This is a genomic window from Roseospira marina, from assembly GCF_014197855.1.
Classification (GTDB): Bacteria; Pseudomonadota; Alphaproteobacteria; order Rhodospirillales; family Rhodospirillaceae; genus Rhodospira; species Rhodospira marina.
In genome coordinates this window covers 389,521-404,117 of record NZ_JACIGJ010000003.1, presented here as the reverse complement: position 1 = coordinate 404,117, position 14,597 = coordinate 389,521, and the positions used below count along the sequence as shown (strand labels likewise).

General features: G+C 69.9%; 13 protein-coding genes. 4 read left to right on the top strand and 9 right to left on the bottom strand.

Translation table 11 applies throughout. The features are described from left to right. Positions 1-19: 19 nt before the first annotated feature. Complete coding sequence (locus tag GGD82_RS06235) at positions 20-2,233, bottom strand: RNA degradosome polyphosphate kinase (RefSeq protein WP_150062267.1); 2,214 nt, start codon at positions 2,231-2,233, stop codon at positions 20-22. A 203-nt stretch (positions 2,234-2,436) separates the two neighbouring features. On the opposite strand from GGD82_RS06235, the gene GGD82_RS06230 reads away from it, so the two are divergent. After that, complete coding sequence (locus tag GGD82_RS06230; RefSeq protein ID WP_170284270.1) at positions 2,437-2,973, top strand: SixA phosphatase family protein; 537 nt, start codon at positions 2,437-2,439, stop codon at positions 2,971-2,973. Between the two features lie 20 nt (positions 2,974-2,993). On the opposite strand, the gene mnmA is transcribed toward GGD82_RS06230, so the two are convergent. The 6 genes from mnmA to cysE all read right to left on the bottom strand — a co-directional run bounded on the left by mnmA (position 2,994) and on the right by cysE (position 8,142). Then, the gene (gene mnmA, locus GGD82_RS06225; protein WP_150062401.1) at positions 2,994-4,064 is read right to left on the bottom strand and encodes a tRNA 2-thiouridine(34) synthase MnmA; all 1,071 of its coding nucleotides are present in this window, start codon (positions 4,062-4,064) and stop codon (positions 2,994-2,996) included. 106 nt (positions 4,065-4,170) lie between these two features. Further along, positions 4,171-4,896: a thiaminase II gene (gene tenA, locus GGD82_RS06220; RefSeq protein ID WP_150062269.1), complete on the bottom strand. Its 726-nt coding sequence runs from the start codon at positions 4,894-4,896 to the stop codon at positions 4,171-4,173. 25 nt (positions 4,897-4,921) lie between these two features. Beyond that, positions 4,922-5,251 (bottom strand): ferredoxin family 2Fe-2S iron-sulfur cluster binding protein, encoded by a 330-nt coding sequence (locus GGD82_RS06215; RefSeq protein ID WP_150062270.1) that lies wholly within the window; start codon positions 5,249-5,251, stop codon positions 4,922-4,924. A gap of 191 nt (positions 5,252-5,442) precedes the next feature. After that, complete coding sequence (locus GGD82_RS06210) at positions 5,443-6,558, bottom strand: cysteine desulfurase family protein (RefSeq protein ID WP_150062271.1); 1,116 nt, start codon at positions 6,556-6,558, stop codon at positions 5,443-5,445. A 133-nt stretch (positions 6,559-6,691) separates the two neighbouring features. Next, positions 6,692-7,153: an Rrf2 family transcriptional regulator gene (locus tag GGD82_RS06205; protein WP_150062272.1), complete on the bottom strand. Its 462-nt coding sequence runs from the start codon at positions 7,151-7,153 to the stop codon at positions 6,692-6,694. Between the two features lie 176 nt (positions 7,154-7,329). Next, positions 7,330-8,142 carry a serine O-acetyltransferase gene (cysE, locus tag GGD82_RS06200; RefSeq protein WP_150062273.1) on the bottom strand — a complete coding sequence of 271 codons (813 nt, stop codon included), beginning with the start codon at positions 8,140-8,142 and terminating at the stop codon, positions 7,330-7,332. Between the two features lie 797 nt (positions 8,143-8,939). Between cysE and GGD82_RS06195 the strand changes: the two genes are divergently transcribed. Then, complete coding sequence (locus tag GGD82_RS06195; protein WP_150062274.1) at positions 8,940-9,593, top strand: alpha/beta hydrolase; 654 nt, start codon at positions 8,940-8,942, stop codon at positions 9,591-9,593. Between the two features lie 30 nt (positions 9,594-9,623). Here the strand turns inward: GGD82_RS06195 and GGD82_RS06190 are convergent, their stop codons facing one another. Then, positions 9,624-10,742 carry a PA0069 family radical SAM protein gene (locus GGD82_RS06190; protein WP_150062275.1) on the bottom strand — a complete coding sequence of 373 codons (1,119 nt, stop codon included), beginning with the start codon at positions 10,740-10,742 and terminating at the stop codon, positions 9,624-9,626. Between the two features lie 143 nt (positions 10,743-10,885). Between GGD82_RS06190 and GGD82_RS06185 the strand changes: the two genes are divergently transcribed. Both GGD82_RS06185 and GGD82_RS06180 read left to right on the top strand, forming a co-directional pair. Continuing rightward, positions 10,886-11,437, top strand: a complete 552-nt coding sequence (locus tag GGD82_RS06185; protein WP_150062276.1) for a DUF2889 domain-containing protein — start codon at positions 10,886-10,888, stop codon at positions 11,435-11,437. Positions 11,438-11,518: 81 nt separating this feature from the next. Then, complete coding sequence (locus tag GGD82_RS06180) at positions 11,519-13,117, top strand: gamma-glutamyltransferase family protein (protein ID WP_150062277.1); 1,599 nt, start codon at positions 11,519-11,521, stop codon at positions 13,115-13,117. A gap of 2 nt (positions 13,118-13,119) precedes the next feature. On the opposite strand, the gene GGD82_RS06175 is transcribed toward GGD82_RS06180, so the two are convergent. Next, positions 13,120-14,520, bottom strand: coding sequence for an aminotransferase-like domain-containing protein (locus GGD82_RS06175; protein ID WP_150062278.1), 1,401 nt, complete (start codon positions 14,518-14,520; stop codon positions 13,120-13,122). Positions 14,521-14,597 lie beyond the last annotated feature (77 nt).

The window sequence follows — 14,597 nt, the reverse complement described above, 5'->3', positions numbered from 1 at the left end:
ATGGGTCCGGGCCGTCCGATCAGGTGGGCGTCCGTCGTTTCAAGATGAGTTGCGGGATCCCCTTGTTGGCCTTGTTCAGGGCCTTGCCCCGGCCGGACAAACTGGGGTTGTTCATGAAATAGCTGTGCGCGTTGAAGGCATCTTCCGCCGAATCCACGCGCTGGAACGTGCCATCCGCCATCAGGAACCAGCTTTGCTGTTCGTCGTTCATGTTGGCGACCATGATCTGTTCCATGATCTGGGTGCGCACGGTCTCGTTTTCGATCGGCACGAAGCTTTCGCATCGCATGTCGAGATTGCGCGGCATCCAGTCGGCCGAGGAGATGTAAATCAACGCCTTGTCCGAGGGAAGGCCGTGGCCGTTGCCGAAGCAGGTGATGCGCGAATGCTCCAGGAAGCGGCCCACGATGCTCTTGACCCGGATGTTGTCCGACAGACCGGGTACGCCGGGGCGCAGGCAGCAGATCCCTCGGATGACCAGATCGATCTGCACCCCGGCCAGCGAGGCCCGGTAGAGCGCGTCGATCACGTCACCGTCCACGAGGCTGTTCATCTTGGCCCAGATCGCGCCGGGGCGGCCGGCGCGGGCGTGGGCTTCCTCCGCCGCGATCAGCTCCAGCAGGCGGGGTTTCAGCGTCAGGGGCGCGAGGTGCAGCTTCTCCAGGCTTTTCGGCCGGGCGTAGCCGGTCATGTAGTTGAACGCGGTGGCCGCGTCGCGGCACAGGGCCGGGTCCGCCGTGAAGAACGACAGGTCGGTGTAAATCTTGGCGGTGATCGGGTGGTAGTTGCCGGTGCCGAAGTGGACGTAGGAGCGAAGCTGGCCCGCCTCCCGCCGCACCACCAGCGAGATCTTGGCGTGCGTCTTCAGGTCCATGAAGCCGTACACGACGTTCACGCCGGCCCGCTCCAGGTCGCGTGCCCAGCGGATGTTGGCCTCTTCATCGAAGCGGGCCTTCAATTCGACCATCGCGGTGACCGACTTGCCGCTTTCCGAGGCTTCCACCAGGGCCGCCACGATCGGCGAGTTGTTGGAGGTGCGGTAGAGGGTCTGCTTGATCGACACCACGTTGGGGTCGGCCGCCGCTTGCCGCAGGAACTGCACCACCACGTCGAAGGATTCGTAGGGGTGGTGGACGATGATGTCCTTCTGCTTGATCGCCGCGAGGCAGTCGCCGCCGAAATCGCGGATCCGCTCCGGGAAGCGGGCCGCGAACGGCACGAACTGAAGGTCCGGCCGGTCGTCGGAAATCAGCTTTTTCAGGTCGGCCATGCCGATCGGGCCGTCGAGCTTGAACAGGTCCTCCTCGGCGACGAGCATTTCCTCGCAGATGAGCTGCACCAGCTCGGCGGGCATGTTGGCGTTCAGGGTCAGCCGGATGCAATGGCCGCGCCGACGCCGTTTCAGCGCGGATTCGAAGCTGCGGACCAGATCCTCGGCCTCTTCGTCGATTTCCATCTCGCTGTCGCGGATCACCCGGAAGTGTCCGCCCTGCTCCACCTTGAAGCCGGGGAACAGTCGGTCCATGAACAGGCCGACGATGTCTTCAAGGAAGAGATAGCGGTGGCCCTCGTCGGGCAGGCGAATCAGGCGGTCCACCTGATCCGGCAGCGGCACCAGGGCGCGCAGGCCCTCGCCGCCGCCCTCGGCCTTGAGCTGGAGCACCAGCGCGTGGCCCAGGTTCGGGATGAACGGGAAGGGGTGCGCCGGGTCGATGGCCAGGGGTGTCAGGATCGGAAAAATCTGGTCGGTGAAGTGCTGCTCCAGCCAGGCGCGGTCTTTGGCGGTCAGTTCGCCGACGTTCAGCACCTTAACGCCCGCGTCGCGCAGTTGGCCGTGCAGTTCTGCCCAGATCTCCTGCTGTTCCTCCAGCAGTTCGCGGGCGGTGCGGTTGATTTCAAGAAGCTGCTGGGCCGGCGTGCGGCCGTCCTGGCTGGTTTTGTTGACCCCGGCGTTGACCTGGCCTTTCAGGCCCGCGACGCGCACCATATAGAACTCGTCGAGGTTCGAGCCCGAGATGGACAGGAACCGGACCCGTTCCATCAGCGGATGACGCTGGTTGCGGGCCTCGTCCAGGACGCGGAAGTTGAAGCCGAGCCACGATAGCTCGCGGTTGATGAACCGTTCCGTGGAGTCGAGCGTGATGGAGCGCGCCGCCGCCGCCGCCGCGATTTCCTCGACGCTCGTGGGCGGGTCCGTCGCGGCGGGGGTTGTCGCGTCCTCGGGGCTCGTCATGGGTCGTCTCCGTACGTGCAGGGTTCAGCGAGGGATCCGAAGACTGGTCGTGTCCCGTATCCGTTCGCGGGGCGCTGCCCCAAAACACCCATTCATGCGGGGTTCGCGGCACGGGTCAAATGACGATTCGGTCTCGACCGCTTCGGTGTCCATGCCTACTACTTGGGGGCGCGCGACACCGCACGCCGACAGGGGGAAGGACGATGAGACGGCTATACCTGTTGCGGCACGCCAAATCCAGTTGGGATGCGCCGAATCTGGAGGATCACGACCGTCCGCTGGCGCCGCGTGGCCAACGGGCCGGCCGGGCCATGGCGGCCGTGGTGCGTCATCTCGCGCCCCGGCCCGATCTGGTCCTGTGTTCGACCGCCGCGCGGGCGCGCGAGACGCTGGACCTCGTTCGGGGCTCCCTCGGCGCAGGTGTGCCGGTGCGGATTGAGGGCGCTCTGTATGCGTTCGATCCGCATGCGGTGCGCCGCTGCCTTGCGCAGGTGGACGACGCGGCGGGCAGTGTGCTCGTGGTGGGGCACAACCCGGCGTTGGAGTGCCTGGCCGCCGAACTGGCGCCGGAGGATACCGGAGATCCGGCCCGGCGGCTGCGCCGTAAGTTTCCCACCGCCGCGCTGGCCACGCTGGATGTACCGGCGGCGCGCTGGCAGGACCTGACCGGTCCGCATGCGTCGGCACGGATTGTCGCCTTCACCCGCCCGGCGGACGTGGAGAGTATGTCGGCCGCGTGAGTTGTTAGGGCTCGGGGCCGTTACGCCTCCCGCTCGATCCAGCCGCCGCCGAGTACACGGTCGCCGTCGTACAGCACGCAGGCCTGCCCGGGGGAGACGCCGTGCACCGGGGCGTCCAGGCGGACCGCCGCGCGACCCTCTGCCAGCGGCGTCACGGTGGCCGATACGGGATCGAAGGTGTTGCGGATCTTGATATGGGTGTGCACGCCCTCGGCGGGGAGGGCCGCCCCGTCGCCAAGCCAGTTCAGCGCCCGGACGGTGAAGGCGGTGCGGCCGAGCGCGGCTTTCGGTCCCACCACCACCCGATGCGTGGCCGGGTCCAGGCGCACCACGTACAGCGGCTCCGCCGTGCCGCCGATTCCCAGGCCACGCCGCTGACCCACGGTGTAGTGAATGATGCCCTCGTGTCGCCCCAGCACCCGGCCGGACAGATCGACGATCTCCCCCGGTTCCAGCGCGCCGGGGCGCAGACGCTCGACGATGCGGGCGTAGTCGCCGCCGGGCACGAAGCAGATGTCCTGGCTTTCCGGCTTGTCCGCCACCGCCAGCCCGTAGCGCGCGGCGAGGGCGCGGGTGCGGGCCTTGTCCAGGCTGCCCAGCGGAAAGCGCAGCACGTCCAACTGGTCGCGCGTGGTGGCGAAGAGGAAATAGCTCTGGTCCTTGGCCGGGTCGGCGCCGCGCCACAACTGCGCGCCGGTCCCGTCCGATCCTTCCGGGACGCGCCGCCGCACATAATGGCCGGTGGCGAGGATGTCCGCGCCCAGATCGCGCGCCGCCCCCAGCAGGTCCCGGAACTTGACCGTCTGGTTGCACAGCACGCAGGGCACCGGTGTTTCCCCATGCACGTAGCTGTCGGCGAACGGGTCCATGACGTCCCGGCGGAAGTTGCCCTCGTAGTCCATGACGTAGTGGGGTAGGCCGAGACGGTCGGCGACCCGGCGGGCGTCGTGGATGTCCTGCCCGGCGCAGCAGGTGCGGCCGCCCGGCACCATCTGACCGTGATCGTAGAGCTGCATGGTCAGTCCGACGACCTCCCAGCCGGCTTCGGCCAGCACCCCGGCGGTCACCGAACTGTCGACGCCACCCGACATGGCCACGACGGCACGGCGCCCCCGGCCCGGCTCCAGGTCGGGGCCCAGATCCGGGCCCAGCTCATCACCAAGGGCGCCGAGCGCCGCCGCGCCGCTGGCCGTGGGGCTATTCCGCAAGCGTCAATCCCATCTGCCAGAAATCGGCCTCCAGGATGGTGGCCTTGCGGAAGGTGTCGATCAGACCGGGCATGCGGCCCGGGCCGCCCCGTTCCTCCAACAGGCGGTCGAGGGTCTCGACGGCGTCGCGGGCCACCTGACGGTAGCCGGATCCGCCATACTCCCGGATCCAGGCCGCGTAGGGGTGCTCATCCCCGACCGACTCGATCAGCCGGGCTCCGATCTCGGCATAGCCGATAATGCAGGGCGCCAACGCCACGTTGAGGTCGAGCAGGTCGCCCGCCATGCCGCGTTCGAGCACGAAGCGGGTGTAGGCCATGGTGGCCTTGGCCTCGGGCAGGTGCTCCAGTTCCTCCGGCGCGATGCCCCAGCCCTGGCAGTACTTCACATGCAGGCCCATCTCGTCGAGGATCGCCGCCATGCCTTCGCCCATGCGGCGCATGTCCTCCAGCGTCTCGCTCTTGTAGACGCCGAGGGCATAGGCGCGGGCGAACTGGATCAGGAACAGGTAGTCCTGACCCATGTAATGCCGGAAACAGTCCTGGCGCAGCGAGCCGTCCGCGAGATGGCGGACAAACGGATGCGAGACATAGGCCGTCCACTCCGCCCGGCAGGCGTGGCGCAGGCGGGCGAACAGGCTGTCGGGGTCCGCAAGGCCGGGCACGCCCTCGGGCGTATCGGTGTCGTGCGGATTAACGGTGTCCGTATCGGTCATGGGAGCGGGGCTCCTTGTGCGCCGGTTAAGCCATCGCGTTGCGGGTTTCACTCGGCAAACGGACTTCCAGGCCGTCGAGTTCCTCGCTCATGATGATCTGGCAGCCCAGGCGCGAGGTGCGCTCCAGCCCGAACGCGAGGTCGAGCATATCCTCCTCGTCCTCCGTGGGCTCGTCCAGCTTGTCGAACCACGCCGGGTCGACGATGACGTGGCAGGTCGAGCAGGCCAGCGAGCCCTCACAGGCTCCTTCCAGGTCGATGTCGTGCTTGTGAGCCGCTTCCATGACCGACAGGCCGACCGGCACCTCCACCTCGTGGCGGGTGTCGTCGCGGTCAATGAACACAAGCTTGGGCATGGGAAAACGCTCCTGGTTGATCGGACGGGCGAATGCAAAACGCCCGATGGATAGCGCCGGACCGTGCGGCTCGCAAGGGGCGCCCGGTACGTGGGGCATGGGCGGCGGTGCGCCAAGGGGGGCGTCGGGCCGGATTAACCAACCGACGCACGAACGGACGTCCATCGCCGCGCGGGGAAAAAGAGGGGCCATCAGGCGGCAATGGCACGCCACACCGTGATGGTGCGGTCGATATCCGCGTCCGTGGTCGACCAGCCCAGGCTGAAGCGCAGGGCGCGGCGGGCGGCGGTCTCATCCAAGCCCATGGCGCGCAGCACATGGGAGGGGGTGACCTTGCCCGAGGAGCAGGCGGAGCCGGACGACACCGACACCCCGGCCAGATCCAGGCGCATGAGCAGCATGTCGGCGCCTTGGGTCGGGTGGCCCAGGCATATGGTGTTGGGCAACCGCTCCGCGCCGGATCCGTGCACGACGGCGTCCGGGCCAGCCTCCAACAGGCCCGCCTCCAGCCGGTCGCGCAAGGATCGCAGGCGCTCGGTTTCCGCGGGGCCTTCGGTGACCACGGCCTGAGCGGCGGCCCCGAATCCGGCGATGCCGACGAGGTTTTCCGTACCGGCTCGGCGGCCGCGTTCCTGGCCACCGCCGCGCACATGGGGCGCCAGCGTGACGCCGTCGGCGACGATCAGGGCGCCCACGCCGGCCGGCCCGCCCAGCTTGTGCGCCGAGAGCGTCATCAGGTCCACACCTAACGCACCGAAGTCGAACGGCCACAGCCGCCCCGGGGTCTGTACCGCGTCGCAATGGGTCCACCATCCAGCCGCGCGGGCTCGGGCGGCGGCGTCGGCCACCGGCTGGAGCACGCCGGTCTCGTTGTTCGCCCGCATGAGCGACATCAGGCCGGGCGCGGGCGCAGCCTCCAGGGCCGCGCTCAGGGCGTCGAGATCCAGGCGCCCCGCCGGATCCACGGGCAGGTGCCCGGCCTCTGGGACCCACCGCAGCACCGAGTCGTGCTCCACCGCCGAGCACAGGCGCGGCCCCGTTCCAAGCCCGGTCAGAGCCAGCGCGTTGGCGTCCGAGCCGCCCCCGGTGAACACGACCCAGGCGGGCGGCACGCCGGCGAGCGCGGCCACGGCGTCGCGCGCGTCGTCGATGACAGTGCGGGCGCGGCGACCGTGCCCGTGGATGGACGAGGGGTTGCCGGTGATCTCCAGGGTCGCCTGCATTGCGGCCGTCGCCTCTGGCCGGAGGGGGGCCGAGGCATTGTGGTCGAGATACACGGGCGGGGTTCGTTCAGCGGCGGACGGCATGTCGAACTCGGCGTCAGGCGCGATCCATGGCCGGCCGGCGCGTTAAGGGACCGCCCGATCCGGCACGGGATCGGGCGGTCCGTCATCATAGGGAGGGGGCGCCCCGAAACACAGGCGCCTCGGCCGGCACGGATTACTGCGCGGCGGTGGCTTCGAAGCCTTGGATCAACCCGCTGGTGCCCAGCACGCGGCGCTGGGTGACGTCCTCCAGCGAGACCGAACTGAGGTACAGATAGATCTGGTTGGCCAGTTCCTCCCACAGGTCGTGGGTCAGGCAGCGGCCCTTGTTGTTGTGGCAGCCGGCCGGGGACCCGGGCGAACACCGCGTGGTCTGGATCGGCTCGTCCACCGACAGGATGATGTCGGAGATGCGGATATCCGCGCCCGCCCGCGACAGCATGTAGCCACCGCCGGGACCGCGCACGCTGCGCACAAGGCCGCCTTTGCGCAGGCGACCGAAGAGCTGTTCCAGGTACGACAGGGATATTTCCTGGCGTTCGGCGATATCGGCCAGCGCAACCGGCTTGTCCTGCGCATGCACCGCGAGGTCCGCCATCGCCATCACCGCGTATCGGCCTTTTGTGCTGAGCCTCAACCCTCTCCCTCCTTCTTGTTCGATGGTCCGGCGATCGGCGGTCCATCGGTGCTGTCGTCTGGTGTCTCGAACCCGTCCGGGGCGCCCCGGGTCTCCGGTGCGGTGCCCGACCGGGCGCTCGTGCCATGGTTCCTCCCGTGCGGCGTGTCGTCAGAACACGCGCCCGGGCGAGGTCTCTATCCGCGTCCCGCGATCCGGCGCGGGCCGTCCTGCATGCCGCCACCCGGCGGCATCTCCCGATCCGGCATTGCTACCAGACCGGGCGCGTCGGCGCGTTCGTATCCCTGAGTCGCCGTGTCGGGTTCCGCGTCGGCGCCGGTGCTCTTAAGCCGGCGCTCCAGATCGGCGACCTGCGCCGCCAGACGCCCGATCTGGTCGGTCAGGCCGGTCAGGGTCCGGGCCATCGGATCGGTGATGCCGTCCGTCGGCGTGCCGTAGGCCTGGAATTCGCAATGGTGGGCCGGGTCCACCTTATCGCGGCGCACCACGCGGGCGGGGATGCCCACCACGGTGGCGCCGGAGGGCACGTCGGACAGCACCACGGCGTTGGCACCCACGCGGGCCTCCGCGCCGATGGTGATCGGCCCCAGGACCTGCCCGCCGGAGCCCACGATCACGCCGTCGCGCAGGGTCGGGTGCCGCTTGCCCTGGTGCAGGGAGGTGCCGCCCAGGGTCACGCCATGATAGAGGGTGACGTCATCGCCCACCTCCGCCGTCTCGCCGATCACGACACCCGTGGCATGGTCGATGAACAACCGCCGGCCCAGCGTGGCTCCGGGGTGGATTTCCACGCCGGTCATGAGCTTGCCGATGTGCGAGATCAGGCGCGGCCAGAAGCGCAGGCCCCGCCGCCACAACGGGTTGGACAGGCGGTGGAACATCACGGCGTGCAGCCCCGGGTAACACAACAGCACCTCCATCCGGGACCGCGCGGCCGGATCCTTCTGGAGGATGGTGTTGATGTCTTCCCTGAGTCGGGCGAATGCCATGGCGCTTGAATTCCTTGCGGTGTCGTGTGCTAAAGTGCGGCCCGGAGTCGACAGGCCGTTCACGCCCGCGCCCGGGCCGAAAACGGCGATCCGCCCCCCGGGGTGGGGTGCCCCAAAACCGTGTCGCGCTGGTTTGGTCCGTCCTTTGTGCTGTCCCGCCGCGTTCGTGTCCGACACTGCGGACCGGTTCCCTGGCAGGCTAATGAACGATCCCATCGACGGCTCCACCGTTGGCCCCAGGTCGGCCCCACGTTCGCCAGAGTTCGGCCCCACGTTGGCGTTGTCAGGCGCGGGGCTGGGGGAGCCGGGGTCTTGCACCAACGCCTCGGGAACCCGGAGACGGGGCGTGGGTGCCCTGGAGGGGCCCGCGTCCGCCGAGGGGTCCGGCTTAGGCTCCGTCCTTGGGACCATGTCCCGCAGCGGATACGGCCGGATGGCCCCTCCGGAAAACCGATCCGGAAACCACCGTAGCGCGGCGACCACATACCGTACCCCGGCCGCCGGGTCGAGCCAGACGATGAAACATCATGAGAAGTTTATGGTATCCGAGGAAATCGGTCAAGAAAGCGGCAGCCTGGACGGCGCCTTTGACAGGGGCCCGCGCCGGCGTCCAAGGCGTCCGGTGACGGGCCGCGCGGTGATCGCGCGTTTGCGTTACGCGGGGCGCGACACGCCGGTCCTCGTGCGCCTCTTGCCACCCTCCTTTCGGTCGGCCCCCTCTCGTCCGGGCCTCTCTCCTCCGGTCCGTTTCGAACGCCGCCCCCGCTCCACCCGCTAGACGGAACCTGATCCACCCCATGCCCGACGTCATCTTTACTGGCCCCGAGGGCCGCCTGGAAGGCCGCTATCACCACAGCAAGGTCGCCCAGGCGCCGATCGCCCTGATCCTGCATCCGCATCCGCAGCAGGGCGGCACCATGAACAACAAGGTCGTCTACACGCTGCACCACGTGTTCTCGAAGCGCGGCTTTTCGGTGATGCGCTTCAACTTCCGTGGGGTTGGCCGGTCCCAGGGCGTGTTCGACAACGGTCAGGGCGAGTTGTCCGACGCCGCCGCCGCGCTCGACTGGCTCCAGGCCGTCAATCCGGACGCGGCGCACTGCTGGGTCGCCGGCTTTTCGTTCGGCGCCTGGATCGGCATGCAGCTTCTGATGCGCCGGCCGGAGATCAGCGGCTTCGTCTCGGTGGCGCCGCCCGCGAACCGGCAGGACTTCACGTTCCTGGCGCCGTGCCCATCGTCCGGCCTGATCGTGCATGGCAACCAGGATGAAATCGTCCCCGAAGCGGCGGTGGCCAAACTGGCGGCCAAGCTGTCGGCGCAGAAGACGATCACGGTGGATCACGCCGTCATCGACGGGGCGACCCACTTCTTCACCGAGCACATGGACGAACTCGGCCAGACGGTGGACCGCTACCTCGGCGCCAATCCGGACCGCGTTCGGGGCGGCTGAGGCTGTCCGGCTGAGGGCGGATCCGGCGGGTCAGAACAGCGCCAGCTGATCGCCCGGGCGGGGCGGTGGTGCGAACTGGCGGGTGTCCAAGGCGTAGCCGCGCCGCGTCAGGCCCAGGCGGGTCGCGGCGACTGTGAAGCGTTGCCCGAGAAGCGCGGCCTCCGGTCCGGAGCCCCGCATGCGGTCGTGGAACCGCGCCGAAGACGCCGCGCCGTCGCGCATCGCGGCGATTCGGCTCATCACGCGCCGGGCACGGTCGGGGACGTGCGCCTCCAGCCATTCACGGACCAGCCCCTCGACCTCCCGGGGCAGGCGCACCAGGATGTAGTCGGCCTGGACGGCGCCAGCGTCGGCGGCGGCGTCCAGGATGCGTTCGAGTTCATGGTCATTGAGACCCGGAATCATCGGCGCGGCCATGACGGAGACCGGCACGCCGGCGGCCCGCAGGGTCCGGATCGCCCGCAGCCGCGCCTCCGGCGGGCTCGCGCGCGGCTCCAGCCGGCGGGCCACGTCGCGGTCGAGCGTGGTGATCGACAGGCCCACGGCCGCCAGCCGCCGCGCCGCCAGGTCGGCCAGGATATCCGTATCGCGTTCCACCATGGCGGATTTGGTCGTGATCGTGACCGGGTGGTGGAAGGCCGACAGAACCTCCAGCACCTGCCGCATGAGGCCGAACCGGCGCTCCACCGGCTGATAGGGATCGGTGTTGGTGCCGATGGCGATGGGCGCGGGCCGGTACCCGGGCTTGCGCAGCGTGGCGTCGAGCAGGGCGGCGGCGTCCGGCTTCATGAACAGGCGGGTTTCGAAGTCCAGCCCGGGCGATAGCCCTAAATACGCATGCGTCGGCCGCGCGTAGCAATAGACGCACCCGTGTTCGCAGCCACGATAGAGGTTGATGGAGCGATCGAAGGGGATGTCCGGCGAGTCGTTGCGCGCCAAAATAGAGCGGCTCGTGTCCACCTCCACTCGCGTGGCGGGCGAGGGCGGCGGTCCCCAGCCGTCGCGGTCCGCGTCGTCGGAGGCGATAGGCTCCAGCGTGCCCCAGCCGTCGTCCTCGGCCTCATGGCGCACCGGTTCGAAGCGGCCGTCCGGGTTGGACAGCGCGCCACGGTGGGACCGGGGTGGGGGCGCGTGTGACGATCGGGTCATGCCTTCATGATGCCAGAAAATGGGAACAGATCAAGAACATAAAGGCACGCGGCATCATCGCCGCACGCCGGTGGAAACTCGACATACGGAGTCGTATATTCGACCTACATCACTCCATTGGTCCTTGCTTGAATGGTTCACACATGCCCCTGTCGAAGCCCGCGCCCCGCACACACATCCACACCCGCCGCATCGAATGCCATGGCTTTCAGCGGGAGGACGGCCTGTGGGATATCGAGGGGCGGATCGTCGATACCAAGGCCTACACCTTCACCAATCATGACCGTGGCCACATCGCCGCCGGCGAGGCCCTGCACGACATGGTGCTGCGGGTGACGGTGGATGACGATCTCGTCATCCAGGCGGTCGAGGCCGTGACCGACAGCGCGCCGTTCCACATCTGCGCCGAGGTGACGCCGAACTTCCAGCGCCTTGTCGGGCTGACCATCGGCGCCGGGTTCACCGGGCAGGTGCGCCAGCGCTTGGGCCGGGGCGAGGGGTGCACGCACCTGGTGGATCTGCTGAAGCCCCTGGCCGCGACGGCCTACCAGACGCTTCACTTCCGGCGGGAGGAAAAGCGCAGGGCCGCCAACACGGGGGAGCGGCCGCGCATCCTCGACACCTGCTATGCCTTGCGCTCCGACGGCCCGATCGTGGCGCGCGAATGGCCGGAGTTCCATACCAAGCCCGAGTGATCGTCCCCGTTCACGGTTGTCAGTGCGCGCGCGCCGCTGCGATGGTGGGGGGCACGGGACACGATGGGAGCGCGGGGGACGATGACGGCAGAGAGCGGGCGGGCGACCGGCCGGAGGGAGACGATCCGGGGCGCGGTGGCGGCGGGCCATCCGGAGACGGCGGCGGCGGCGGCCGAAGTGCTGGCGGACGGGGGCAATGCCTTTGATGCCGTGGTGGCGGGTCTGGCGGCCTCGGTCGTGGTGGAGCCGGCGCTCAGCTCCCTCGGCGGCGGCGGGTTCCTGGTGGCGCATCCGGTGAACGGGCGGCCGCTGGTGCTGGACTTCTTCGCCCAGACCCCCGCGCGGGCCGCGCCGTACGATCAGAGACCGCTCGATTTCCGGCCCGTGCTGGCCGACTTCGGCACCACCACGCAGGAGTTCCATGTCGGCCGCGCCGCCGCTGCCGTGCCCGGCATGATCCCCGGGATGTGCGCGATCCAGCGCGATCTGGGCCGGCTGCCGTTGGCCCGTCTGTTGGAGCCCGGCATCCGGTTGGCGCGGGACGGCGTGCCTTTGGCGGCGCTTCAGGCGCACATTCACACCGTCATCGCGCCCATCCTGCTGCACACGGCGGAGGCCCGGGCGGTGTTCGGCGATCCGGCGGACCCGGCGCGAACGCAGCCGGCCGGGCATCGGCTGCGCCTGCCGGCCCTGGCGGACACGCTCGACCTGCTGGGGCGGGAGGGGGAGCGCATCGCCCGTGACGGGCCCGTGGCCGAGGCCATCGCGGCCCTCTGCGCCGACGGTGGGCTGCTGACTGGCGCCGATTGCCAGCGGTATCGGGTCCTGCGGCACGCGCCGTTGGACCGAGGGTTCCGGGGGGCGCGCGTGCTGACCAACCCGCCGCCGTCGTCGGGCGGGGCGCTGATCGCCTTTGGGTTGGCGCTCGTGGAGGATGAACCGGCCGGAGAGAGCGGGCCGCCGCCCGATCCCGCGACCCTGGCCCGCATCATGCGCGCGACGGGGCTGGCGCGTGACGAGTCGGGCCTGACCTGGGGCGCCGACGATGCCCGGGTGGAGGCCCTGCTGGCGGAGCCGATGCTGGCGCGCGGACGGGCGGCGCTGGCCGGACGGGCGCATAAGGCTGGTGGCACCACCCATCTGTCCGTGCTGGACGCGGAGGGCAACGCCGCCGCCTGCACCGTGTCCAACGGGGAAGGCTGCGGCCACATGGTGCCCGGCTGTGGCTTCATGCTGAACAACATGCTGGGCGAGGAGGACCTGAACCCCGCCGGCTTCTTCCGTTGGGCGCCCGATACGCGGGTGTCGTCGATGATGGCACCGACGCTGGCGGAGCGGCCGGACGGCACCGTTATGGCGCTCGGCTCGGGCGGGTCGAACCGCATCCGGACGGCGCTGCTTCAGGTGCTGTGCCGCGTGCTGGCCGCCGATGAGCCCCTGGTGGACGCGATCGCCGCGCCGCGCCTGCATGTGGAGCGTGACCACCTGGACCTGGAGCCCGGATTCGCGGCCGCCGACGTGCGCGCCTGCGCCGAGGCGTTCCCCGATCACCGGGTCTGGCCGGAGCCGTCCATGTTCTACGGCGGCGTTCATGCCGTCGCGCGTCAGGCCGACGGCACGTTCGAGGCCGCCGGGGACCCGCGCCGGGGTGGTGCCGCGCGCCTCGCGGAGCCGTCCTGACCTTAAACCACCGGCTGTTCGCGCGGTGGGGGCGACCGCAGCAGGTCGGCGATGATGTCGAGGCCGGTCGCCACCCGCTCCGGCGCGCGTTCGTGGGTCAGGCACAGGCGGACGGCGGCCGGCACGGCGGTGGGATCGACGGCGAACACGCTGGCCGACACCACCGCGACGCCGCGCGCCTGCGCCTCCAGGCGGAACACGTCCGGGTGCCAGCCGGGCGGCAGCGTCAGCCAGACATGAAACCCATGCGGATCCGACCGGCACAGATCGGCCGGCAGGCGGGCCCGCGCCAGCGCCTGCCGGGCTGCCGTGTCCGCGCGGCGGGTGGCGTTGAGACGGTCCGCCGTGCCGTCCTGGACCCAGCGGCGGGCGATCTCGGCCATCAGCGGCGGCACCATCCAGCCGGACAGCGTGGCGGCCGCGCGCACCGCGGTGATGCGATCCGCCGGGCCGTGGACGTAACCGATCCGCAGTCCGGGCCCGAGGCTCTTGGAGGTGCTGGCGAGCACCAGCGTGCGCTCCGGCGCATGGGTCGCGAGCGGCCGGGGGCGCTCCGGCGGCAGGGCGCCGAACACGTCGTCCTCGATCAGGGTCAGATCATGGCGGCGGGCGATGGCCGCGATGGCAGCGCGCCGTTCGTCGCTCCACGTTGCGGTGGTCGGTGTGTGCAGCGTCGGCATGCAGAACAGCGCGCGGGCCGAGACCCGGCGGCAGGCGGCGTCCAGGGCGTCCGGATCCAAGCATCCATCCGGCACGGCGGCCACGGGCACGAGCCGCAGGCCCAGATGCTCCGCCATGGCGCGGATCGGGGCGTAGGTCAGCGCGTCGGTCAGCAGAACGCCACCGGGCCGCGTCGTCGCCATCAGCGCCGACAGAAGGCCGTGCTGGGCACCGCAGGTCAGAACGATGCGTTCGGGTGCCGCGTCCAGGCCCAGGCGTGCCATCCACTGCGCCCCGGCCTCGGCCGCGCCGGTTGGCTCGGTTGCGCCGGTCTGGTCGTCCAGAAGCCCGGCGAGGGCGTTCGTGCCCGCCAACGCGGTCAGGGTGCGCGCCAGATCCGCGTCGGCGTGGCCAGGGGTGGGCAGGCCCCGGGCGAGATCGATCGGACCGGCGGTGGGGCGCGCCAGATCGGCCGGGGGCGGTGGCGCCGGGGCCGGCACCGGCCCGCGCACATAGGTGCCACGCCCGACCTCCCCCCGCGCAAAGCCGCGCGTGATCGCCTCGGCATAGGCCCGGCTGACCGTCTGCAGGGAGACCCCGAGATCGAACGCGAGATCCCGTTGCGGCGGCAGGCGGGTCCCGGGTGGCAGCTCGCCGGCCATGACCGCGTCGGCCAGGGCCTCGGCGATGCGCTGGAACAGGGGGCCGCGCCGGTCGGACAGGGTGGGGCGCCAAAGTGTCATGAGAACAATGTTATGATTGATATGGGTGCGTGGTCAAGGGAAGGGTGCGTTATTGCCATGATTGCTATGGAGATGTG

Coding starts and splice junctions, on each gene's coding strand:
- GGD82_RS06235 (WP_150062267.1), bottom strand. CDS start 2,233: ATGACGAGCCCCGAGGACGCGACAACCCCCGCCGCGACGGACCCGCCC.
- GGD82_RS06230 (WP_170284270.1), top strand. CDS start 2,437: ATGAGACGGCTATACCTGTTGCGGCACGCCAAATCCAGTTGGGATGCG.
- mnmA (WP_150062401.1), bottom strand. CDS start 4,064: ATGTCGGGTGGCGTCGACAGTTCGGTGACCGCCGGGGTGCTGGCCGAA.
- tenA (WP_150062269.1), bottom strand. CDS start 4,896: ATGACCGATACGGACACCGTTAATCCGCACGACACCGATACGCCCGAG.
- GGD82_RS06215 (WP_150062270.1), bottom strand. CDS start 5,251: ATGCCCAAGCTTGTGTTCATTGACCGCGACGACACCCGCCACGAGGTG.
- GGD82_RS06210 (WP_150062271.1), bottom strand. CDS start 6,558: ATGCCGTCCGCCGCTGAACGAACCCCGCCCGTGTATCTCGACCACAAT.
- cysE (WP_150062273.1), bottom strand. CDS start 8,142: ATGGCATTCGCCCGACTCAGGGAAGACATCAACACCATCCTCCAGAAG.
- GGD82_RS06195 (WP_150062274.1), top strand. CDS start 8,940: ATGCCCGACGTCATCTTTACTGGCCCCGAGGGCCGCCTGGAAGGCCGC.
- GGD82_RS06190 (WP_150062275.1), bottom strand. CDS start 10,742: ATGACCCGATCGTCACACGCGCCCCCACCCCGGTCCCACCGTGGCGCG.
- GGD82_RS06185 (WP_150062276.1), top strand. CDS start 10,886: ATGCCCCTGTCGAAGCCCGCGCCCCGCACACACATCCACACCCGCCGC.
- GGD82_RS06180 (WP_150062277.1), top strand. CDS start 11,519: ATGACGGCAGAGAGCGGGCGGGCGACCGGCCGGAGGGAGACGATCCGG.
- GGD82_RS06175 (WP_150062278.1), bottom strand. CDS start 14,520: ATGACACTTTGGCGCCCCACCCTGTCCGACCGGCGCGGCCCCCTGTTC.